Source organism: Dyadobacter sp. UC 10, assembly GCF_008369915.1.
Lineage (GTDB): Bacteria > Bacteroidota > Bacteroidia > Cytophagales > Spirosomataceae > Dyadobacter.
This window is the reverse complement of sequence record NZ_VSRN01000001.1, coordinates 3841839-3865983: the sequence shown is the minus strand read 5'-3', so window position 1 is coordinate 3865983 and position 24145 is coordinate 3841839. Positions and strand designations below refer to the sequence as shown.

18 protein-coding genes and 1 riboswitch are annotated in these 24145 nt (G+C 46.0%); of the genes, 6 read left to right on the top strand and 12 right to left on the bottom strand.

Annotated elements, in window-relative coordinates; translation table 11 throughout:
* Positions 1–137 precede the first annotated feature (137 nt).
* Positions 138–1904, top strand: a complete 1767-nt coding sequence (sppA, locus tag FXO21_RS16070) for a signal peptide peptidase SppA (protein ID WP_149641030.1) — start codon at positions 138–140, stop codon at positions 1902–1904.
* Positions 1905–1969: 65 nt separating this feature from the next.
* On the opposite strand, the gene FXO21_RS16065 is transcribed toward sppA, so the two are convergent.
* From FXO21_RS16065 to metH, 4 genes are all read right to left on the bottom strand, one after another.
* On the bottom strand, positions 1970–2890 hold the full coding sequence (locus FXO21_RS16065; protein ID WP_149641029.1) for a YihY/virulence factor BrkB family protein: 921 nt from the start codon (positions 2888–2890) through the stop codon (positions 1970–1972).
* Positions 2891–2981: 91 nt separating this feature from the next.
* Positions 2982–4220, bottom strand: coding sequence for a NupC/NupG family nucleoside CNT transporter (locus tag FXO21_RS16060; RefSeq protein ID WP_149641028.1), 1239 nt, complete (start codon positions 4218–4220; stop codon positions 2982–2984).
* A gap of 92 nt (positions 4221–4312) precedes the next feature.
* Positions 4313–4861, bottom strand: a complete 549-nt coding sequence (locus FXO21_RS16055; protein WP_149641027.1) for a nuclear transport factor 2 family protein — start codon at positions 4859–4861, stop codon at positions 4313–4315.
* A 198-nt stretch (positions 4862–5059) separates the two neighbouring features.
* Positions 5060–8884, bottom strand: a complete 3825-nt coding sequence (metH, locus tag FXO21_RS16050; protein ID WP_149641026.1) for a methionine synthase — start codon at positions 8882–8884, stop codon at positions 5060–5062.
* A gap of 193 nt (positions 8885–9077) precedes the next feature.
* Here metH and FXO21_RS16045 point away from each other — a divergent pair, with 193 nt between their 5' ends.
* From FXO21_RS16045 to FXO21_RS16030, 4 genes are all read left to right on the top strand, one after another.
* Positions 9078–9554: an Lrp/AsnC family transcriptional regulator gene (locus FXO21_RS16045; protein WP_149641025.1), complete on the top strand. Its 477-nt coding sequence runs from the start codon at positions 9078–9080 to the stop codon at positions 9552–9554.
* A 313-nt stretch (positions 9555–9867) separates the two neighbouring features.
* On the top strand, positions 9868–10482 hold the full coding sequence (locus FXO21_RS16040) for an RNA polymerase sigma factor (RefSeq protein WP_149641024.1): 615 nt from the start codon (positions 9868–9870) through the stop codon (positions 10480–10482).
* The gene (locus tag FXO21_RS16035; RefSeq protein ID WP_149641023.1) at positions 10472–11911 is read left to right on the top strand and encodes a hypothetical protein; all 1440 of its coding nucleotides are present in this window, start codon (positions 10472–10474) and stop codon (positions 11909–11911) included. The genes FXO21_RS16040 and FXO21_RS16035 overlap by 11 nt, the downstream gene beginning before the upstream one ends.
* A gap of 91 nt (positions 11912–12002) precedes the next feature.
* Positions 12003–12887 carry a Ppx/GppA phosphatase family protein gene (locus FXO21_RS16030; RefSeq protein ID WP_149641022.1) on the top strand — a complete coding sequence of 295 codons (885 nt, stop codon included), beginning with the start codon at positions 12003–12005 and terminating at the stop codon, positions 12885–12887.
* A 23-nt stretch (positions 12888–12910) separates the two neighbouring features.
* Here the strand turns inward: FXO21_RS16030 and FXO21_RS16025 are convergent, their stop codons facing one another.
* The 8 genes from FXO21_RS16025 to FXO21_RS15995 all read right to left on the bottom strand — a co-directional run bounded on the left by FXO21_RS16025 (position 12911) and on the right by FXO21_RS15995 (position 22568).
* Positions 12911–13279: an SxtJ family membrane protein gene (locus FXO21_RS16025; RefSeq protein WP_149641021.1), complete on the bottom strand. Its 369-nt coding sequence runs from the start codon at positions 13277–13279 to the stop codon at positions 12911–12913.
* Positions 13280–13363: 84 nt separating this feature from the next.
* Positions 13364–13513 (bottom strand): DUF5989 family protein, encoded by a 150-nt coding sequence (locus FXO21_RS28965; protein WP_225865710.1) that lies wholly within the window; start codon positions 13511–13513, stop codon positions 13364–13366.
* Between the two features lie 33 nt (positions 13514–13546).
* The gene (locus FXO21_RS16020) at positions 13547–14671 is read right to left on the bottom strand and encodes an SGNH/GDSL hydrolase family protein (protein ID WP_149641020.1); all 1125 of its coding nucleotides are present in this window, start codon (positions 14669–14671) and stop codon (positions 13547–13549) included.
* A gap of 11 nt (positions 14672–14682) precedes the next feature.
* Positions 14683–16545, bottom strand: coding sequence for a carbamoyltransferase family protein (locus FXO21_RS16015; protein WP_149641019.1), 1863 nt, complete (start codon positions 16543–16545; stop codon positions 14683–14685).
* A gap of 443 nt (positions 16546–16988) precedes the next feature.
* Entirely contained in the window at positions 16989–18125 is a 1137-nt protein-coding gene (locus FXO21_RS16010; protein ID WP_149641018.1) for an acyltransferase family protein, read from the bottom strand.
* Between the two features lie 45 nt (positions 18126–18170).
* Complete coding sequence (locus FXO21_RS16005; RefSeq protein ID WP_149641017.1) at positions 18171–18557, bottom strand: acyl-CoA thioesterase; 387 nt, start codon at positions 18555–18557, stop codon at positions 18171–18173.
* A 375-nt stretch (positions 18558–18932) separates the two neighbouring features.
* Entirely contained in the window at positions 18933–21245 is a 2313-nt protein-coding gene (gene metE, locus FXO21_RS16000; protein ID WP_149641016.1) for a 5-methyltetrahydropteroyltriglutamate--homocysteine S-methyltransferase, read from the bottom strand.
* Between the two features lie 178 nt (positions 21246–21423).
* Positions 21424–21671, bottom strand: a riboswitch (cobalamin riboswitch).
* 159 nt (positions 21672–21830) lie between these two features.
* On the bottom strand, positions 21831–22568 hold the full coding sequence (locus tag FXO21_RS15995) for a glucosamine-6-phosphate deaminase (RefSeq protein ID WP_149641015.1): 738 nt from the start codon (positions 22566–22568) through the stop codon (positions 21831–21833).
* Between the two features lie 152 nt (positions 22569–22720).
* On the opposite strand from FXO21_RS15995, the gene fumC reads away from it, so the two are divergent.
* Positions 22721–24121 carry a class II fumarate hydratase gene (fumC, locus tag FXO21_RS15990; RefSeq protein ID WP_149641014.1) on the top strand — a complete coding sequence of 467 codons (1401 nt, stop codon included), beginning with the start codon at positions 22721–22723 and terminating at the stop codon, positions 24119–24121.
* Positions 24122–24145: the final 24 nt, after the last annotated feature.

The following is a 24145-nucleotide window of genomic DNA, read 5'->3' as shown; positions in this document are numbered from 1 at the left end:
AAAAAATGTAGTATTTCTAAACCATTTAAAATCCCGATTCACCATTTGACATTATTTCCCCAATATTGCGCGACATTTAATCCGTATTTTTGTTCAACACGTAGCTTTAATTGAAAACTTCATATCGTTAATATAAAATGTTGCAATTCCTCAAATATGTGCTGGCCACTTTTGTCGGCATAATCCTGTTCATCTTCCTGTCTTTCTTTATTCTGGCAGGAATAGGGTCAGTGCTTTCTTCTGACGATGAAGTTACTATCAATGAAAAATCTGTCCTCAGACTCGATCTAAACCAGCCAATTGCGGAAGTTGGAGTTGAAAATCCATTCTCTGATCTGGGCGGAATGTTCAGCGGGAACGATGACGTTGTTGGGTTAAAGGATATTATCGCAGCTTTGAAAAATGCCCAGGCTGATAATAAAATCAAGGGCATTTACCTTAAAACAGAAAATCCGCAGGCCGGCTGGGCTACGTTGGAAGAAATCAGAAAGCAGCTGAATGAATTTAAAAAATCGAAGAAATTCGTTGTAACCTATGGCGAATCTTATTCTGAAAAAGGCTACTATCTGGCATCCGTAGCCGATAAAATATACCTAAATCCCGTTGGCGGCATTGAATGGAACGGGTTATCTGCTGAGTACAGCTTCTTCAAAGGCACATTTGATAAATTAGATATCAAACCACTGGTTTTCAGGGTAGGAGAATTCAAAAGTGCCATTGAAATGTTTTCCCGCCAGGATATGAGTGAGGCGAGTAAAAAGCAATCGATTGAGCTCATCACGGCAATCAATGATAATTTCCTGAAAAATATTTCAGCCTCACGGGGCATTTCCGTAGAACAGCTGAAAGGTCTTGCCGATTCCCTGGCAATTGAAAATCCGAAAGCGGCCCTGCAATATAAATTTATCACTAACGTGGGCTATCAGGACGAGCTGGATACTTATATCAGAAGAGAGCTGAAAGTCGAAGATAAAAAAGATATCTCCTTCGTAGGTGTAAATAAATACTTAAAAGGCCCATCCAAGGTTGAGGAAGGTGATTTCAATAAACGGATCGGCGTGCTGGTAGCCGAAGGTGAAATTACGTCGGGCGAAGGCAGCGACGAAAGCATTGGCTCTGAGAAATTTGTCAAAGAACTGAAAGAAATCAGGGAAAATGACAAGATCAAGGCAGTCGTAATCCGGATCAACTCACCAGGCGGAAGTGCATTGGCGTCGGATGTAATGTGGCGTGAGATCAAGTTGACCGCGCAGAAAAAACCGGTTATTGCTTCTATGTCGGACGTAGCAGCTTCCGGGGGCTACTATTTGGCAATGGGTTGTGATACCATTGTTGCACAGCCAAATACCATTACAGGCTCCATCGGTATTTTCGGCCTGGTGTTCAATGTAACTGATTTCATGAATAACAAGCTGGGTATAACTTTCGACGGTGTGGGTACCAGTCCACATGCCGACTGGCCGACTGCGACGCGTGAAATGACTGATTTCGAAAAGGCGATGATCCAGAAAAGCGTCAATGAAGGATACGAAACTTTCACCAAAAAAGCGGCGGAAGGCAGGAAAATGTCGGTTGAAAAACTGAGAAGCCTTGCTCAGGGCCGCGTTTGGTCTGGCGTAGAAGCAAAAGAAAACGGGCTGGTTGACGTGCTGGGAGGTGTTGATGACGCGGTGAAACTGGCGGCAAAAGCGGCCAAGTTAAGTGAAGGAGATTACCGTGTTCGCTACTACCCTGAAAAGAAGAAGCCTTTTGATGAATTTTTTGAAAAAGTAATGGGTGACGAGGAAGAGAAGCTTACGAGCAAGAACCTGGGAGAACTAGCTCCTTACGTGAAGATGTACAGGAAGCTTATGAACATGGGCGGTATGCAGGCGAGAATGCCTTTTGAGCTTGTAATCAAATAGACTCCTTTTAATTTTCAAACTAAAAAATCCCATCTGAACCTATCAGAGGGGATTTTTTGTTGGAATCAGCTGATTACCCTGCCGGTATTTTCATCGAGCTCCTGCCTTACAATCAGCACCGCGTGTTGATTGGGGGCGATTGCCACACCATCCAGCTTCGCGTATACCTTTGTAAATTCAGCCCCGAAATAAAGGATAATCGAGGAATAGTAGATCCAGGTCAGCAGTATTACAATAGATGCGGAAGTGCCGTAAGTGGCTCCAAGGTCAGATTTACCGAGGTAAAAACTAATGGCGAACTTGCCTATCAGAAACAAAATTGCTGTGAAACCCGCACCTACCATACATTCCTTCCATCTCAGCTTTCCGTCAGGCAGCACCTTGAAAATGACTGTGAATAAGGAAGTAATCACTGCCAGTACCAGCGCCAGGTTAATAATATAAAAGACTACTACCGAAGCTTCCGAAAAGTAACGTTCGAGTCTGCTGCTGAGTAAATCCACCACGGCGCTGGCTCCCAGCGACACGACGAGCAGAAAACCCAGTGTCAAAATCATTGAAAATGATATCAGCCGGTTTTTAAGATATTGCAGCCACCCCTTTTTAGGTTTGGATTTGATTGCCCAGATGAAATTGATAGAATCCTGCATCTCTGCAAAAACCCCTGTTGCACCGATAAGCAACGTTGCAATCCCTATCCCGGCCGCCAGACCCGATTTATTGGATAGCTCTGCATTTTTAAGGATTTCCTGCAACTGCTCTGCCGCACTTGCTCCAACCAGTCCCTTAATCTGACCAAAAAGCTCACCTTGAATTGCCTCCCTGCCAAAAAAAATGCTGAACACCGAAATGATGACCAGCAACATGGGCGCCAGGGAAAATATAGTGTAATATGACAGTGCGGCGCTCAGTTTCAACCCGTTGTCATTCATGAACTCGTTGAAACTCTCTTTAACAAGGGAAAAGTATAGTTTGATATTTTTCATGAAAATGACTTTCTGCCGGTTAATGATAATTCAATTACCGCGCAAACAGAAATATTCATGCCACTAAGGATCTCAGGAAAATTTGCCTGGCCTACAAAAGCAGCCCTGCCAGCGTTGCAGACATATAAGAAGCCAGTGTTCCGCATATCAAAGCCTTGAAACCCAGCCTGGCCAGATCGGCGCGGCGGGTGGGTGCCAGCTCACCAATGCCCCCAACCTGGATGGCGATGGAACTGAAGTTGGCAAAACCGCAAAGTGCAAAGCTGGTTATGACTACCGTTTTGGGATCCAGAGAATCTTTAACTTTTACCAGGTCCAGATACGCGACAAACTCATTGATCACCATTTTAGTACCCATGAGTGAACCGGCTGTTTCGATGTCTTTTGCGGGGACACCCATTGCCCATGCAAACACAGAGAATAGTTTTCCAAGCAAAAAGTTGAAACTTAACTGAGGAAATGAAAACAATCCACCTATATAACCCAGCAGGTAGTCCAGCAGCGCAACGAGCGCGATAAAGCCGATCAGCATGGCTATTACATTAAAACCGACTTTCAGACCTTCACTTGCGCCGCCGGCAATAGCATCGAGCAAATTGGCGTGGGTTTTCTGGATTTCCAGCTTAACTGCACCCTTGGAATCGGATTGAAGTGTTTCGGGAAAAACAATTTTAGAAATCACCAGGGCACCTGGCGCAGCCATCAGACTTGCAGCTATAAGATATGGTGCCGGTACACCAAGCGAAATATATACTGCCATGACACCACCGGCGATGCAGGCAAAACTTCCGGTCATTGACGCCATCAGCTCCGAATTGGTCATGTTCTTCAGATAGGGTTTGATCATGATTTGCGCTTCAACCTGTCCTACAAATGTGCTGGCGACATTGGAAAGCGCTTCTACTCCGCTCACGCCCATTAACCAGTACACACCCTTTGCAATAAAAGAAACCACGCGCTGCATAATGCCAAGGTGATAAAGCATATTTACCAAAACAGCCACGAAAATGATGGTAGGAATAATTTTAAAGAAAAAGACAAAGTCGTTGCCGGGACCAAAAGCACGCTGCATTAAGTCGGGCCTTACCAATGAGCTGAAAACGAATTCGGCACCTTTGTCTGAGAATGAAAGCAGTTTCTGGACTTTTTCCCCCAGCCACTGGAAAATTGCCTGACCAATGTCAGTGCGAAGAATGAAAACGGCTAATCCGAACTGAAGACCCAGGCCTACTCCCACAGTACGGTAATTAATTGCTTTTCTGTTGTTTGACATTGCAAATGCAATACCGAGGATCAGCAATATACCAAGCAGTCCCGTAAATCTTTCCATAAATATTTAATCGTCACTTTTACCCAAAGGTGCAAAATAACAACAAAATATCGGTATGTAAGACGAGGTTAAAAATATAGGAACCGACTAGATCATTTAGCGTTTTTGCCTGATTGAGCAATCACCTCGACGCTGTCTGCATGGCGATGAACTATTTTCCAGGCGTTGTTTTCCTTGCGAAAAACAACAGTTACCTGTAAATCCCTGGTTCGCCCGTTTACCATTTTGTAGTGCTCTTTTTGCAACAGGTAAGCCTGCTGCTCGCCTTCATTTCCGGCGATCTTTTCGAATGTATAGGAATCGATCTTCAATCTCGACTCCTCCGAATTGTTCAGGCTACCCTCAATAGCTTTCCAGCCTTTCAGTGCTGCATTTTTGCTATCATCCCAAAATGTGATCTCTTCATTTTGAAGCCACATCGATTTAAAAAGGCCCGGATTCCCATTGGCCATTTCCAGATTAGCCTGTTGTAATAAACTCACAGTTTCGTCAAACGAAGGTGCAACTTCCTGACTCACAGATACCATGTTCCGTAAACGATCCGGCAAAAACGGCTGACTGCTTTCCCTCGCTTTCGTTCTGTATTTAAATGAAGATGCAAGAAGTATCAGGAGAATGAAAACTGCAATATTTCTTTTCATGGCTAATAGACTATTTACTACTTCAACTTTATACAAATGTCTTATGGAAAATACTAAGAAAATAGAGTATAAATACCTGTTTGTAGCATGTTATGTGATTTATATACGTGATTTCGAGTCAAATAGTGTGCATTTGCCAAATAAAAAAAGGGAGTGAAAAATTCACTCCCTCAGGAAACGGTTACAAAATCAAATTAACTAATAGCCAAGAGTCGGTGACAACCACTTTTCGGTATCTTCTAATGACATGTTTTTTCTTCTTGCGTAATCTTCCACCTGATCCTTATATATCTTTCCGACTGGGAAATACCGGCTTTCCGGGTGCGAAAAGTACCACCCGCTGACGCTGCTGGCGGGATACATGGCGAAACTTTCGGTCAATTCAATGCCGATACTTTCTGCCTGAAGCAAATCAAACAACATTCTTTTCTCCGTGTGGTCGGGACAGGCAGGGTAACCCGGAGCCGGACGGATGCCCTTATACGCTTCCTTGATCAGCTCTTCGTTCGACAGGCTCTCACTTTTGTCGTAACCCCAAAGCTCCTTCCGCACTTTTTCATGCATTAACTCTGCGAGTGCTTCCACAAGGCGGTCTGCTAATGCTTTGACCATGATGCTGTTATAATCATCCTGATCCTTTTCGAATTTATCCACCAACGCCTCAATACCAACCCCGGCAGTTACAGCAAATCCACCCAGGTAGTCCATATGACCCGATTCCAGTGGAGCAATAAAGTCCGACAGGCAATAATTGGCCAGGTTAGAAGCTTTCTGACTTTGCTGACGCAAGTGATGCAGTACCGTCGCAGTATCTGCAACCAGCTCGCCTGCATTCAGGTTATCCTGGCCTTGCTGGCTGATTTTGTATTCAATATGACTATGAGATCCATGACGCTCGCAAGGAATTTCGCGGTTATTTTCTTCAAAGTGATGCAAAACAATATCATCCTGAATAGAATTAGCTGGCCAGAAACCTATAACGGCCTTCGCTTTCAAAGTTTTATCCCGAATAATTTCTCCTAAAAGCACGGCTGCATCCTCAAACAACTTCATTGCTTCGGTACCAACCACTTTGTCTTCGAAAATTTTGGGATACTTCCCGTGTAGTTGCCAGGTCTGGAAGAAAGGGGTCCAGTCAATATATTTGGCAATATCAGCCAGATCGTAATCATCATAAACCCTTGTTCCCAGAAATTGCGGCTTAGTGGCCACGAAATTTGACCAGTCGATTTTTGCCTTATTCTCGCGCGCTTTTTCAATACCGATATGTGCCTTCTCACCCCCGCGCTTCGCATGATCATCGCGCAGCTTGGCATATTCTGCCTTGATATCAGCCAGAACACCCGCCTGGCTCGACTCGCTCTGAATCAACTTCCCGGCAACCGGCACCGAACGCGAAGCATCGAGCACGTGAATCACAGGTCCGGAATAGTTAGGATCAATTTTTACCGCGGTATGAATGCGGGAAGTTGTGGCACCGCCAATTAAAAGTGGCGTTTTCAGGTTCCTGCGCTCCATTTCTTTGGCTACACCCACCATTTCATCCAGCGAAGGCGTGATCAGGCCCGATAAGCCGATGATATCGACGTTATGTTCCAATGCGGCTGCCAGGATCTTGTCAGTCGGTACCATTACGCCCAGATCGATGATCTCGTAATTATTGCAACCCAATACAACACCAACGATATTTTTACCGATGTCATGTACGTCACCTTTTACAGTAGCCAGCAATATTTTACCGGCAGAACTTCCGCCTTCGGATTTCTCAGCTTCAATGAAAGGCTGCAAATAGGCCACCGCCTTTTTCATCACCCGGGCCGATTTTACCACCTGCGGCAGGAACATTTTACCTTCACCGAAAAGATCACCTACAATGCTCATCCCGTCCATTAATGGTCCCTCAATTACCTCCAGCGGACGACTGAACAAATGCCGGCACTCTTCGATATCCTCATCGATATAGTCTGAAATACCCTTTACCAACGCATGAGAAATACGCTCTTTAACCGGAAGCTGCCGCCAGCTGAGGTCAGGGCCGCTTTGCGTTTTTCCCTTGTCTTTTACCGTTTCCGCGTAAGTCACCAGTCGCTCGGTGGCATCTGGCCTGCGGTTTAACAATACATCTTCGACCAGTTCAAGCACATCTTTGGGAATTTCATCATAAATACCGATCTGTGCGGCATTTACGATACCCATATCCATTCCTGCCCTGATCGCGTGGTATAGGAATGCAGTGTGGATCGCCTCGCGCACGGGCTCATTTCCCCGGAAACTAAATGATACGTTAGACACCCCGCCTGAAACTTTCGCGTGCGGCAGGTTCTCTTTGATCCAGCGTACTGCATTGATAAAATCAACCGCATAGTTATTATGCTCCTCCATTCCCGTCGCGACGGTCAGGATATTGGGGTCAAAAATGATATCCTCGGCAGGGAAACCGACTTCCTCGACCAGAATTTTATAAGCTCTCGAACATATTTCAATGCGGCGTTCCAGGTTATCGGCCTGTCCTTGCTCGTCAAATGCCATTACAACCGTAGCAGCCCCGTAACGTAAAACCGTCCTTGCCGATTCCTTGAACTTTTCTTCGCCTTCCTTCAAAGAAATAGAGTTCACGATCGACTTACCCTGCACACACTTAAGTCCCGATTCGATCACTTCCCATTTAGAGGAGTCAATCATCAGCGGTACTTTTGAAATATCCGGCTCGGAAGCGATCAGGTTTACGAAAGTCTTCATTGCCTCTACCCCGTCGATCATTCCTTCGTCCAGGTTCACGTCAATGACCTGCGCGCCGCTTTCTACCTGCTCGCGGGCGATAGTCAACGCTTCATCATATTTCCCTTCACGGATGAGCCTTGCAAACTTCTTCGATCCCGTTACATTACAACGCTCTCCGATATTTACAAAATTGGTCAGCGAAGTGATCTTAACCGGTTCAAGCCCCGACAGTTTCATAACCGTTTCGGCGGCGGGAAGCGATCTGGGTGCATGTTTTTTGGCAAGATCAGCGATTACCCGGATGTGGTCGGGCGTAGTTCCGCAGCAGCCGCCGATGATATTGATCAGGTTATCCCTCAAAAACCCGTCGATTACCTCGCCCATTTGCTCAGGCGACTCATCGTACTCGCCCATTTCGTTGGGTAACCCGGCATTCGGGTGGGCAGAAGTATAGAAAGGCGATTCTTTTGCTAAAATCTGCACATAAGGCCGCATTAAGTCCGCACCCAAAGCACAGTTCAAACCAACCGATAAGAGCGGCAAATGCGAAACCGAGGTAAGAAATGCCTCCGTGGTTTGTCCTGATAACGTACGTCCTGAGGCATCCGTAATTGTTCCCGAAATCATCACCGGAAGTGGCTGCCCTGGAACGTTTCGCCATGAATCCAGCCGCTCTACCTTTCCATTTTTAGCATCAACAAAAAATTGATCGATCGCGAAAAGCGCTGCTTTTGCATTCAAAGTATCAAATATGGTTTCAACCAAAAGCAAGTCACAACCTCCATCCGTCAACCCTTTAATTTGCTCATAGTAAGCCGTTACCAGCTGATCAAAGCTGATCGCACGGTATCCCGGGTTATTTACATCGGGAGATAGCGAAGCTGTCCGGTTGGTCGGGCCCATTGAGCCAGCTACGAATCTCGGTTTGTCAGGCTCCTTTTCCGTAAACTCGTCTGCAACTTCCCTGGCCAATCTAGCGGATTCATAGTTAAGCTCATAAACCAACTCTTCCATACCATAATCAGCCATTGCGATTGTGGTCCCGGAAAATGTATTGGTTTCGGCAATATCAGCCCCGGCCTCAAAATAGGCTGCGTGAATTTCCTTGATAATGTCCGGGCGGGTCAGTGAGAGCAGGTCGTTGTTTCCCTTCACATCCTGCGGCCAGTCGGCAAAACGGTCGCCTCTGTAATCATGATCCTCCAACTTATATCGCTGGATCATAGTACCCATAGCTCCGTCCAATACCAGAATACGGTTTTTCAGAATCTCGCGAATTTCCGCCTTGTCAGTTGCTATCATTTTATATATGCATTTAAAAAGTTCTGGTGATAAGTGCCCAAAAGGGTGAGCTTTACAAGTAACAAATTTAGTCCAATAGATTTTTTATTCAATAAATTGGAAAATATTAGACTAAACGTCTGACAATTCAACAAAACTTCCATCATTTATCTATATTCGAAGCCTGGTTGAATTGAATAAAGATATTCTATCTATGTATAATCTGGATGAAACTGATGCCAAAATCCTGCATTTGCTGCAACAGGACGCTACTTTGAAAACGCGGGAATTGTCGGAAAAGTTAAACTTATCGTACACGCCGGTTTATGAGCGGGTAAGAAGACTGGAAAAAGAGGGTGTGATCCGTAAATATGTGGCGCTGGTAGACCGGGAAAAAGTAGGCAAAAAACTGATGGCTTTCTGCAATATCGCGCTGAAAGAGCATTCTAAAAGTATGGGTGAAAAATTTGTCAAGGCAGTCACCGCGATGCCCGAGGTAATGGAATGCTTTAATATTTCCGGAGATTACGATTTTTTGTTGAAGGTGGTCGTAGACGATATGTCTCAGTATCAGCAATTTTTAATGCAAAAACTGGGATCGCTTGAAAATATAGGAAGTACGCACAGTTTGTTTGTAATGGGCGAGATCAAAAACTCGTCGGCACTGGAAATGCTCCCGGGTAAAAAATAAATACGGTTTCGAAAGATCCGAAACCGTATTCCAACTCACCCCTAACAAAAGTTCTTCAATCGCGGTGTAGTCGTGAAATTTGACTAAAACCGGTAATGTCTCTACGCATTTACTGCCGCTATAATCTGAATTACGCAGCCAATTCGCCGATTGTTGCAAGCAGAGTCACTTTTCAGACTACGTTAGATTGAGATTAGCCAATGTCCTGATTTTGAAAGAGATTGAGATTTTTGTAAATTTTTGCAACATATCATCGAAAGTCAACGTAAGTGTATGCAAGCATTAGATCCCTGACAATTTCGACCCCCTGACATTGCTATTTGGAAGAAAAATATCATTTAATGAGAACGACTTCGACTCCGTCGTAACTGCCTGCATTGCCGGTAACAGCCAGGCGCAGAGACATCTTTACAAACAGTTCTTCGGTTATTCCAAAAGCATCTGTCTCCGCTACACGTCCACTACGGAGGAAGCGGAAGAGGTATTGAACGAGGGTTTTTTGAAAGTCTTTAATAATCTGGGAAAGTACGATTCAACGCATCCGTTCAAAGCATGGTTGCGGACGATCATGGTCAATACCGCGATCAGCTACTACCGGAAGCATAAAAAGCATAGTGAGGATGTGATTTCACTGGAAGATGCTCCTTATCCTAAATTCGAGGAGGACGTAATTTCCCAAATCACTGCGGAAGAAATACTTCAGCTGATCCAGAAAATAAAGCCGGTTTACAAAAACGTATTTTTGTTATATGTAGTCGATGGCTACAACCACCGGGAGATTGCAGATTTGTTACAGATCAACGAGGCGACGGTACGCTCTCATTATGTGCGTGCAAGAGCCCGATTACAGCATTTAATCAAACAATATTACCCACATCTGTTTCCAAGCGATTGGGCCGTAAAGTCATTCAGAGGAAATGAAAACTAATACATTTGAGAACACTATACGCCGAAAATTAGAGAGTATCCAACCGGACTTTCAGGAAGCGGATTGGGCAAAAATGCAGAATCACATGCATGCCCACACGCCGCCGACGATTTGGCAGCAATATAGTTCATGGATCGGTTACGCCGCTGCCGCTTCGGTTACGACGGTTATGGCTTTTTTATATGTGAACCAACTTTCGCAAAACGACAATCTGGTTGCAGATGTAAAAAACCTGAAAAGCCAGATCGAAGTGATCCGGCAGCAGCCCGCACAGGCACCGGACACGGTTTATCTTGTCCAGGCTCCAGCTGATGGTGAAAGCTCTGAATATGTGGCTGTTAAATCGCAGGTTACCAGCCCACAACGATTTGTGCACCATGTTAAAAAACATACGCCAGCGGAATCCGGCCTTGCTATTCATTCAAATAGAGGGATTTCGGATAGTAATGATCTGGTATTAAATGGCCCAAATTTACCTGCGTTTTCGAAGCAGGCCACACAGGCAGAACTGGCTCAAAATAGCGTTGAAATTCCTGCATCTCCGGCAAATGAGGCATCTTCCGTAATTGATAATCAATCAATAACCAATTTCCCGGTCGGTGAAAACAGCCCGCTGCAATTGGTTGAGCTTTCGGCAAAAGCGCCTCTTGGTGTTAATAATAGTTCCTTCCTTTCCAGAAAGATGAATTACAGCCTGGCCAGCAGACTTTCTGCCAGGCAGATCCACAAGATTACCCGGTTTAATAATGATCAGATTGCCAGTGTAGCTGTGGGCGACAAAAAGGTTGAAAAGACTGCAAAAGCTGAAAATGTGATCCCGAAATTCAATATCAAAGCACCATACCGCTTCGGCGGCGGGGTTCAGCTTGAAGGAAACGGGACTGCAAAAACGGTTGTGGGAGAAGTACTGGTGGGCAAGAAATTTTCGATTACAGCTGGAATCAGCTGGCTGAAAGTGAAGCCGATGGAGTTTTTGACTGATAAAATATTTAAGGAAAAAATACGGAAGGATTTCAGAAGGTCGCATCCCGGCGAAGTGCCGCTGGCTTTGGATGTGTACAATATCAAAGTAAATCCCACTTTAGTACAGATCCCGCTTACGGTTGCTTTCAGGAATAATTTAAAAGATAACTGGGCCTATTATGCCGGAGTAGGAACGAATGTAACCCTGACTTCCCGCGAAAAAGTATCCTTCGACTGCGGAGCTCCGAACAAAGGTTATTTTACCAAGGAATTCGACAAAAAGACCAATACCCCGGTAATTAGCTCAGCCAATCTTTCCATGGGCATCGAGAAGACCTGGCATCCGATTGTGGTACAGGCGGAGGGTTATCTTTACACCTATTTTACACCGCTCACACCACTCAGTCCTTCTGCCGGGCCGGGGGTAAAATTGAAGCTATTGTACCAGATAGGCGGTAAAATGTAGATAATAACCTTTCAACTTTCGCGGGCATTCCTGCATTCGTGTCCGTGAAAGTCCTATTTTTGGTTTTTATTTACTCCCCTGTTAATAGCTTTTGAAATTCGCTGCAATAGATATCGGATCAAATGGTGCCCGCATGCAAATATCTTCGGTATTGCATGACGCCGGCATTTCCCGCTTCAAAAAAGTAGAATATGTTCGATTCCCGCTCCGGCTCGGCCACGACGTGTTTACCGAAGGGAGGATCTCGGAAATGAGCGAAGACCGTATGATGAAACTCATGCTCGCCTACCAGCTTTTGATGGAACTGCATGAAGTCGACGACCTGATGGCCTGCTCCACATCCGCCATGCGGGAGGCAGAAAATGGCTTGGAAGTCAGGGATAGGATCGAGCAACGCACCGGCATTCATATTCAAATCATCGACGGCCAGCGCGAAGCTGAGCTGGTTAATAATGTAGTCGTCAAATCGCTGAGCGACGGGCAATACCTGCACATTGATGTGGGTGGCGGCAGCACTGAGCTAAATTTGTATAAAGACAGGGTGAAGATCAATGCAAAATCATTTAAACTCGGTTCTGTCAGGCTGCTGGAAGGAAAAGAATCAAAGAACTCCTGGCAAAAAATAAAGGAATGGATCAATCAGAATGTGGATTACAGTCTGCCGATTGAGGCGGTAGGGACGGGCGGGAACATTAATAAGCTTTTCGATTTGTCCTCAAAACTGACTGAAAGCTCCACCAGCCTGGAAGAGATTGAGCGAATGCGTGATTACATCTCGCAGTTCACACTCGATGAACGGATCAATAAACTGCAATTGAACCCCGACCGCGCCGATGTAATTGTTCCTGCGGGAGATATCTACACATCTGCAATGAAATGGGCCGGGGCCGAAGTGATACACGTGCCCGACGTCGGGCTCAAAGACGGAATGCTTCAACTGCTTTATGACCGGGCCTGTAGGAGAAAAAAAATTTAGCAGATTGCTGACAGGCCAGTTTATCACCATACATTGTCAAGGTCTTTTGCCTCATATGAATGATTCCGGTCCGTGTAAACAGAGCCGGAATCTTCATTTTGGAGCATTAGCGGATCTTTCCTGTTCCATCTCGCAATAATAGCTACGGGAAGAAGTACCAGAAAAAAGATCAGTGTCAGCAAGATCCGGCCGTTAACAGCCCCCAGGATCTCTGCAAATCGCAGCCAGCCTTTCACGAGCAGCGAGCCTGCAACCGGAATCACAATTGAAATCACGCCTACCGTCACGGCAATGATCAGAAACCAGGGCTGCGCCTTTTCGAAAATTAAATGCAAAACGAGAAGTCCCGTAACGATAACCAGCTGTGATTTAGCTTCTTCTGTCTTTACCATAGTGTGATAATTTGAAACTAACCTGTGACGCCCCAATGCGTGACAGGTTGTGTCCTGAATAAAATACGCGATGACAAAAAGGTACTAGAATAATGTGTAAATGAATGGGGCAACCGCTGATCCGCCACCAATTACAATCAAAATACCGATCAAAAGAAGCACGAGAATCACCGGAGCCAACCACCATTTTCTTCGCTCCTTCATAAAGACAAACAAGTCAGTTAAAAAATCCATTTGTTATAGGTTAAATTATTTGAATGCTGAAAGCTATTTTCCGGATTGCATCGACTTGTACAAGCGTTCTGCTATCAATACATTGACTGCCGCACTCGCGTGGCCATCATTTTTGCCAACCGATCGCTGATTAGCTGGTATTTGAGCAATTCCCCCGCTAATTGACACCAGTTCAACTCCATTCACTGCCAGATAATTCTCAACGGGTTTGGTGTAACCGTTGCTCTTATCAATCTGAAAAAGAAAGGGGATAAAAACTGCATACATTTTTGTCTTTGTGCTGTCCTGGTATGCAATCAGGCCTGACAAATCTTGTAAATGCGCATTAAGTATGGTAGTGTCTGTATAGGCTTTCTGAACAAACTGCTCAAACGTGCTGAAACTGGCATGTGGCAGCTGCCAGTAAATGAAATTCGGCAAATAAAATCGACCGATAATACCTGAAAGCATACCCCTGACATCTGCATAGGGTTCGGTACCGGAGAGGGAAAGCCCCTTTTCTTTCGCTGCCTTCTCTATATCATTCGGAAAATACTGTAAAATAACGATGTCTGGTTTGAGAGGAAATTCATTTAATCGCTTCACTTCATCGCGTGTATCTGCGCCCGAAACCCCAAGGTTGTAAATGCTATACCGATCGGCGCCTAAACGTCGCTCCAGAATATTCGAAAAACGCTCGTCGACCGATTTCAGCCCGTGCCCTGCCGCGAAAGAATCTCCGATAACCAGTATGATCTTTTTCCCTTTGTCATCCAGAATCGGCTTATCCCTGAACCCAAGAGAATTAATAGGGCCCCAGTATTTTTGCCACCAGATTTGCGAAGCTTTTGACAGCACCCCTTCGTGACTTTGAGGAATATACATAAACAGAATTTCCAGCAAAATCAGCACTATGCCCAGCGTAGAGACTATTGTCAATATGTTCGCGGCAATACCTTTCCGGCTGGATTTCACGATTGCATAGTAAAATATCCGGATCATCTCGATGGTCAGCAATAGCCAGAAGGCCGTCTTTGCGAGCCGTATTTTGGGGCTGTCTGCGTGTGGAAAACCCGGGTAATCGAATTTAATCTGCCACTTATCGGGATAAAAAAGGAACACAAAAAGAATCGATAAAAAGGCGAGTCTTATAATGCTGGAAGTAGTTTTGGATAGCATATGTTCATCTTTTAATCAAGTACAAATTCCTCCTTCCAATTATCTTTTTCAATCCAATCCGGCTGCAATTTTTTATCAAACAGAAAATTACCCACAACCAGATAATCCATTCCGGTTCGCATGAAACACCGGTAGGCATCCTCAGGCGTACAAACAATCGGCTCGCCCCGCACATTGAAACTGGTATTGACCAGCACGGGGCATCCTGTCAGCTCTTTAAATGCACGGATCAGGTCATAGTAGCGCGGATTGGTACTTTTGTGCACAGTTTGTATGCGCGCCGAATAGTCAATATGCGTTACTGATGGAAGTTCGGATCTTTCGAAATATAGCTTTTCCCGAAGCCCAAGAGATTGGTAATCTGCCGGGACTGCCTTGCGCAGCCGTTCCGCAATGGGGTGAACCAGGAGCATGTAGGGAGATATCCCTTCAAAATCGAAGAAATCGGCGCATTCATCAGCGAGTACAGAAGGCGCAAAAGGCCTAAACGACTCCCTGTATTTGATCTTAAGATTGAGTTTTTTCTGCATTGCCGCATTCCTCGGATCTCCAAGGATACTTCTCGCTCCGAGCGCCCGAGGCCCAAACTCCATCCTGCCCTGCACCCAGCCCACTACATTTCCCGCCGCCAGCAGCTCCGCCACCCGCCTTGTGAGCGTGTCAAAATCTTCGAAACAGGTATACCCTGCCTTGTACTTCTTCGTAGCAAGGACTACATCCAGATCAGAAAACGTCGGCCCCAGGTAGGAGCCTTTGAGCGCATCGCCGCTACGCGAAACCTTTCTTTCCTGCTCAAAATAGATATGATAAGCAGCTTGTGCAGCCCCTAATGCGCCTCCCGCATCACCTGCGGCGGGTTGTATAAAGATGTCTTTGAATATCCCGGACTTCTGCAGTTTCCCATTTGCGACACAATTCAACGCTACGCCACCGGCGAGACATAGATAATCCGCCCCAGTTAGCCTCCGTGCTTCCCGTGCCATCAGAATCACAATCTTCTCTGTAACATTTTGTATAGCAAGCCCAAGATCACAATGCGCTTGCTCCAGAGCATCCTCCGGCTCACGCTTTTTGATCCCGAAAATGAGCTCCCACTTGGCCTCATTGACCATTTTAAGACCGGCAGCATAGTCGAAATAATCTTGATTTAACCAAATAGAGCCATCTTTTTTCAGATTAATCAGCTCATCCAGAATAAGTTGTTCGTACCGCTTGATATCCGGCGAACAGGCGTTTCCATAAGGCGCCAGTCCCATTAATTTATATTCACCCGAATTCACTCTGAAGCCCAAAAAATAGGTAAACGCAGAATATAGTAACCCGAGCGAATGTGGAAATTTCAGCTCTTTCAGAATTGTGATATTCCTGCCTTCTCCCAGACAGATAGAGGCAGTAGCCCACTCCCCAACTCCGTCGATCGTCAATATTGCTGCCTTTTGAAATGGAGAGGGATAAAAAGCACTGGCAGCGTGTGACAAATGGTGCTCTGGAAAAAGAAGCTTAATCTTCTTTTTTTTATCATAGCCCAGCTTGCCTAGTTCCTGACGGATCAGGCGTTTGAGAAACATTTTCTCTTTCAGCCAAACCGGCATTGCTGTGAGGAACGATCTTAAACCTTTCGGTGCAAATGCATAATAAGTCTCCAAAAGCCGCTCAAATTTGAGAAGCGGCTTGTCGTAGAAAACTACTGCATCCAATTCATTTATACTCACCCCCCCATACTCCAGGCAGAAACTAATTGCCCGAGACGGGAACGAAGGGTCATGCTTTTTCCGGGTAAACCGCTCCTCCTGAGCAGCAGCCACTATTTCCCCGTCATCAATCAACGCAGCCGCAGCATCGTGGTAAAAGGCTGAAACACCTAGAATCTTCATTTAGAGGACATTAAAACCGGTTTAAAATAAATTGAAGTTAGTAGAACACTGCTTTCAAAAGGAAATCGGCGAAAAAAATATGCCTGGCTCAGAAACACCAGTTCGTCCGGGCGGCCTTGGCAAGATTAATGATGCCAGAGACACTTGCCCGCCAGGATTCAGCGGTTTTGCTAAGAACCCGGAAAGCATTATATCTTGGGTGGACAGAGGTATGTGCGGGCATAGCTGACACTGAACTGACGGGAGATTTTCGGTCAAACCCAACTGGATAAAATAACAGGTTACTGCAAGAAAAACGTGCCTTGGCTGATTCATTCGAGACTTGCTGACAAGAAAGTACCCTCGAAAGTAATCGGAGTAAAAAAAGCGCTTTAAGTCAAACTACCGGTCGGTAGATTTGGACTAGCTAACGGAAGAATCAGGGAGCCTTCTTTTGGAAACCGTTATTTTGAAATGGGGCTGATACTTGGCGTTCGTTTCACGCGGCTCAGCTGAAAATAGCGTTTCAGCCTGATAAACGGATTTTCAAATAAATACCAAGAAACCGTCGCCAGCAAAACCAGGACAACGAGGCTTACCATTTTCAGGGAGTTCTCGGAAAATGTGAGGGTAATGTGCAGAAAGCGGTGCAGAAACTTAATGATAAAGGGTACTACAAGCGTGGGTACCAGCATATGGTAAACATACAGACCATAGCTGATCCGCCCGATATGACGCATAAATCCATTGTCCAGTATGCTGCCGATCACTGAAGGAAACCCTTTCTTATAGCTGGCGCGGGCAACCAGATAAAGGCAAAATAATGACATAGATGTTCTGAAAAACAACGTTTTCAGCCACGAATCTGTGTTATTCAAACATATATACACAAAAACAGCTAAACCTAAGATCGCGAGTACATTCAGGATTTTCAGGAATTTCTCGACGGATTTATCATAATAACTGACATAAGCCCAGATCCCGCCAAGCCCGAAAGCATCCAGGCAGGTTGGCATCAAAACGCCGTCGCTATACCCCAGTGTTGCGAGAACCCCTCTCGAAGCAATACCAAGAACTACGGTACCTATTAATGTACCTTTTAAAAACCTTTGCGGGACTGTAAGTACCACAAAAGGCCAGATTATATAAAATTGTTCTTCCACGGCCAGTGACCAGAAAGGGGAAAGAACATCCGACCAGTCGTGCAATTTTTCGATCAGAAAATTGGAAATATATAGCACATAGTACAGCGGATAATCGTATAACCGACTGGGAACCTGCGGTATAAAATCAATATACTGAATGCACCAGATAACGAGCAGCGTCAGATAATAGAGCGGAAAAATGCGCAGGATCCTGCGAAACATGAAGGTTTTGTAAGTAGCCCCAAGTCCGTGCTCAGCAAGATGGTTCCGGTTAGCAAGAAGAATGCGGGTGATCAGAAAACCGCTCAGAACAAAGAACAAAGTAACGCCAACCGGGCCATTTGCGATAACGTTAATTCCCTCGCCTTCTGGGAACCAGTGAAACAAAACCACGAGGGCAACCGCAAATGCCCGTAACCCGTCAAGTTGAGAAATATACTCCTGCTGCTTCTGCATGTGTCCATTATAACACACCAAAGAACGTGATTAATTAGTAAAAAGTTAGCTTAAAATTTTCACTGGCTTGTGATCCTCGTCCAGCGCTACAAACGTAAAAATGCCCGTAACTGCTTTCTCCCGGCCCTCTTCGTACATTTTCTCTACAAAAATATCGACGCGTACCTTCATGCTGGTATTACCTACGGTTTCCACCCTTCCGACCAGCTCGATGATCGTCCCGGCAGGAATAGGGTGCGTGAAATCAATGCGGTCAGAAGAGACAGTCACACATCTGAGCCTGGAAAAACGGGTGGCCGCAATAAATGCCACTTCGTCCATCATCGACAAAGCAGTACCTCCGAAAAGGGTATCGTAGTGATTGGTATTATTTGGAAAAACCGTCTTAAAAACGCGCGTTTCCGAAGCAGTAATTTTTTCTTCTAAGTTCAAGGTGTTGGTGGTTATTTGGGGTGTACGGGGTGGCTTAACTTGGTTCAGTGTTGTTCGGAATAGTTTGGGGTGGTTTGAGGTGGTTTGAAGTTGTTCGGTAGTTTGGTTCGAGATTGTTCGGAGTTGTTTGATGTGTCTCGGTGGTTCGAGGCGGTTTGGACGTGTATTAATATTGATATCTTAAACAGCCTCGTAATATCCCGAACCACTCTGAACGATTTCCAATTACCCCGAACAATCCTGAACAATTCCGAACCACTCTGAACGATTTCCATTTACCCCGAACAGTCCCAAACTATTCCGAACCACTCTGAACAATTTCCAATTACCCCGAACAATCCCAAACTATTCCGAACCACTCTGAACAATTTCCAACTACTTGACGCCTTCCCGCAGCAAGTTAGCCGCTGATATCATGTTTCGCAAAGCGGCTTCCGTTTCGGGCCACTTTCTGGTTTTGAGGCCGCAGTCCGGATTTACCCACAGATTGCGTGCCGGTATCACTTTTAATGCTTTTTCAAGCAGTAATACCATTTCATCGACGGTCGGGACGCGGGGGGAGTGGATGTCATACACGCCAGGCCCGATTTCGTTAGGGTAACTGAAGCTGGCAAAGGCATCCAGCAGCTCCATTTGCGAGCGGGAAGTTTCAATCGTAATCACATCCGCATCCATGGCCGCAATAGAATCGATAATATCATTAAACTCCGAATAACACATATGCGTGTGGATCTGAGTCTGATCGGCCACGCCGGCCGCACTCAGCCTGAATGCATCTACCGCCCATTTCAGGTAAGCAGACCAATTTGTTTTTCGCAAAGGCAGCCCCTCACGGATCGCCGGCTCGTCGATCTGTATTACCCTGATACCCGCTTTTTCAAGATCAACCACTTCGTCACGGATCGCCAGTCCGATCTGGAATGCAGTATCTTTCCTCGGCTGATCGTCGCGTACGAAAGACCACTGCAAAATGGTAACCGGGCCAGTCAGCATTCCTTTTACCAGTTTTTGAGAATTCGCCTGCGCAAATGCCGACCACTTCACGGTCATCGGCTCCGGTCTTTCCACATCACCATAAATCACCGGCGGCTTCACGCAGCGGCTTCCGTAACTCTGTACCCAGCCATTTTGGGTAAAAGCGAACCCGGAAAGGCGCTCGCCGAAATACTCGACCATATCATTCCGTTCAAATTCTCCGTGAACAAGCACATCAATGCCCAATTCTTCCTGCCAGCGCAGTGAGCTCACGATTTCCTCCCGAATGCGGACTTCGTATTGTTCCAATGTTAATTCGTTCTTTTTCAGGTTGGCACGAAGCAGGCGGACTTCGTCGGTTTGAGGAAATGATCCGATTGTAGTGGAAGGGAACAATGGGAGTTTCAGTTTTTCTAACTGGATCTGCTGTCTTATTTCGAAGTTATTTTGCCTGTTGAGATCAGCTTCCTTCACTGCTGTCAGCCGGGTCTTCACGTGCGGCTTGTGAATGAGCGGCGACTCCCTCCTGCTTTCTATTGCATTCTGGTTTTCGATAAAAGCATCGTCCAAAAGCAAGTCAGTACCCGCTAATCGGCATATTTCCACCACTTCTGCCAGTTTTTGTTTGGCAAATGACATCCAGTTTTTAATCTCCGGCGTCAATATAATTTCGTCCTGTTCGAAGTCAAGGTCACAGGGACTATGCAGTAAAGATGATGATGGCGCGATCATCAGCCGATCTTCTCCAAGTACATGGATGGCCTGGGAAATGAAGTCCAGCGATTTACGATAGTTGTTTTTCCAGATATTCCGTCCATCGACTACGCCCAGCGAAAGTTGGCGGGTTGAATGGGCAAAGTCTTCATGCTTCAACAATGCAGAAAGCGAGCTTTCGCCCCTGGTCAGGTCAATATGCAGCGCATCGACGGGCAGCTTGGCAGCGGTAGGCAGGTTATCTTCCAGTGCGCCGAAATAAGTCGCGACGAGGATCTTCAATTTCGGCACCGACTTCCTGATCGTCGCATAAGCAATTTCATATGCATGTTTTTGCTTCTCGGTCAAATCCAGTACCAATGCAGGTTCGTCTAGCTGTACCCATTGTGCGCCGCGGGAGTATAGTTCTTTTAATATAGATGTGTATACCGGCAGCAGGTTTTCCAGTAGATCAATTTTTTCAAAACCTTCCTCTTTTTCTTTTCCCAGCAAAAGATAAGTAACCGGCCCGAGCAGCACAGGCTTGGTTAAAATGCCTTTTTGCAATGCATCTTCAAATTCCAGGAATACCTTTTCCGAATATATCCTAAACTGCTGATTTTTAACAAATTCAGGAACCAGATAGTGATAATTGGTATCAAACCATTTTGTCATTTCCATCGCATTCAGATCCAGTCCGCCACGCTGGTAGCCACGCGCCATTGCGTAATAGAGATCAAGTTCCTTGTTGGATTTTCCATCTATTAACTGGTGATATCGTTCCGGAATTGCGCCCACTGTGAGCGACATGTCGAGTACCTGATCGTAGAGGGAGAAATCATTGGAAGGGATCAGCCCGATTCCGGCTGCTCTTTGAGTCTCCCAGTTTTCGTGGCGGATTTTGCGGGCTACTTTCTGCAGCTCTTCCCGGTCAATTTTGCCTGACCAGAACTTTTCGCTGGCTCTTTTCAGCTCGCGGCGGCTCCCGATGCGCGGGTAGCCCAGATTGTGTGACAACATAATACTAGTGTTAAAGAGTTAGTAAAAACCCTTTGAAAACACCCCCCATCCTGCTCCTGAGATCAGTACGTAACATAGGCGAAGGTAAACCCGGACTGGCTGACAGCGATTGCGCCGGATCATTTTCGATAATATGCATGGTAAATCAATGCCTGACCAGCCTCCGATCGTGAGAGAATAGCCATTGAGAGTAGCGGCAAGTCTCCTGGCTTATATCAATTTTCGCCGCCCTTCTCGTCGAAATGTTCTGGCTGTTAAGCTTTCTCATTTACAACAATGGGACACCTGGGCAAAAACCTGTTTCGGAAAAACCCGGAGCTGATATTTACAGTAGCACGACTGCCCGTGATTTGCACACGGTTCCTTTTTAGTTTGCTGGTATTGGATGAGGGTTCCAAAAGCAAAACCGCTACCCCGATTGACGGGCGTTCACAAAGAACAGCCCAAATTTAAATTGAAAATCCAGGCGTCGGAGAAACCGGGCTGATTTAAGTGAAATGGAGGAATATTCAATTTAGCGGCGGATATTTTATCTTTTTCAGCTGAAAATAATGGGCTTCAAAAGTGATTCTTGGCAGCCCATTATCATCGCTTTTCAATCTCACTCCCAGCCTCTTCATCCAATATGAACTCCGCATTGAAGTGATTTTGTAATACCGTAGCAGGAAATGCGGTTGTTACCGGGAATGCAAGTGCGCGGGCGATTACCGGTGCTTTGGCAGCTCCGGAGCCGATCAATATGGCCGTTTTTGATTCCAGAATGTGCCTGACACCGACCGTAATCCCTTTTGTAAGCGGCGTGGCTTTTTTGAAATATTTCTGCCCTACTTCCGCAGTCAGCGGGTCGAGCTCCGAAATGTGGGCGTAGGTGTCCCAGGGTGTACCAGGCTCATTCAAAGCCAGATGCCCGTTCATACCGATTCCAAGCACGATCAGGTCCAGGCCGCCCAGGGTTTCAACGATTTTATTAACCCGCACGCATTCTGCTTCGGGATCGATTGCCTTTCCGTCGAAAAAAACGATTTGATTTTCACGAAAGCCGATCGGCTTTAAAAAATCCCTGTCGAGCAGGTCGCGGCAGCTACCGTCATCATCGGCGCCAAGCCCGATCCATTCGTCCAGACCAATATAAATGCATTGCGAAAAGTCGACCGTTCCTTTCTGATTCGCAGCCGCCAGCGCCCGGAACATACCCAGCGGCGTACTTCCGGAAGGTAGACAAATTACCGCGTTCGGTTTTTTTGCAAGAAGCGTGATCACACGGTCGGCAGCCGCAAGGCTCATGGAATTGTAGTCGGGATAAATGCTGATTTTGGGCACCATTGAGTTCTAATCTTGATTTTTAAAGCATTCCAATCTAAACATTCTTTTCAAGGTGGTGAACATTTATCTTTAAAAAACACTAAAAACTAACCTGCCGAACCTAACTTTACCTTTCAATCGACAATTCATTTTTTACTACTTCTAAAAATAAAATGGAATACCGTATAGAAAAAGATACGATGGGCGAAGTGCAGGTACCTGCCCATGTATATTGGGGTGCCCAAACGCAACGCTCTATCCAGAACTTCCCGATCGCGCAGGATATCAATAAAATGCCGAAAGAAATTATCAAAGCATTTGCTTACCTGAAAAAAGCCGCGGCGATCACCAATTACGAAGCCGGCATTCTTCCAAAAGAAAAAAGTGACCTGATCGGACAGGTTTGTGACGAGATCCTGACAGAGCAACTCGACGACCAGTTTCCGCTAGTGGTATGGCAAACAGGCTCAGGTACCCAGTCTAACATGAACTGTAATGAAGTCATCGCCTACCGTGGTCATGTATTGCAGGGCGGCGACCTGGCTGATAAATCTAAATTTTTACACCCTAATGATGATGTAAACAAGTCGCAATCGTCCAATGACACCTACCCGACCGCCATGCACATTGCGGCGTACAAAATACTGGTTGACGTGACGATTCCGGGCATTATCAAGCTGCGCGATACTTTGAAAGCGAAATCGGAAGCTTTCAGGAATGTGGTCAAAATCGGCCGTACCCACTTTATGGATGCGACCCCGCTTACCCTCGGCCAGGAGTTTTCAGGATATGCTTCCCAGCTGGACCATGGCCTGCGCGCGATCTATAATACGCTTGCGCACCTTTCTGAACTTGCGCTGGGCGGAACAGCGGTTGGTACCGGTATCAATACGCCCGAGGGATATTCGGAAGACGTAGCCCGACATATTGCTACATTAACCGGCCTGCCTTTCGTGACAGCCGAAAATAAATTTGAAGCACTCGCCGCACACGATGCGATCGTGGAAGCGCACGGTGCATTGAAAACGGTGGCAGTAAGCCTGATGAAGATCGGGAACGATATCCGCATGCTTTCCTCCGGCCCCCGGTCCGGAATTGGTGAAATCCATATCCCTGACAACGAACCCGGCAGCTCGATCATGCCGGGAAAAGTGAATCCGACACAGTGCGAGGCTATGACGATGGTGGCAGCCCAGGTAATGGGAAATGACGTAGCGATTGGTATCGGCGGCTCAAATGGTCATTTTGAACTGAATGTTTTCAAACCTTTGATGGCGTACAACTTCCTGCATTCGGCAAGATTGATCGGCGATGTTTGTGTTTCATTTAATGATAACTGCGCAGTGGGCATCGAGCCGCTGCATGAAAATATCAAAAAGCATGTGAATAATTCGCTCATGCTGGTGACTGCATTGAATACTAAAATTGGTTACTACAAAGCTGCCGAAATCGCACAAACTGCTCACAAAAACGGCTCTACCCTGAAAGAAACGGCTGTTTCACTTGGTTACCTCACCCCGGAGGAATTCGATGCCTGGGTGAAGCCCGAGGATATGGTAGGAGATAACAAGTAAATTCATTCTTTTTCTGTTCAAATG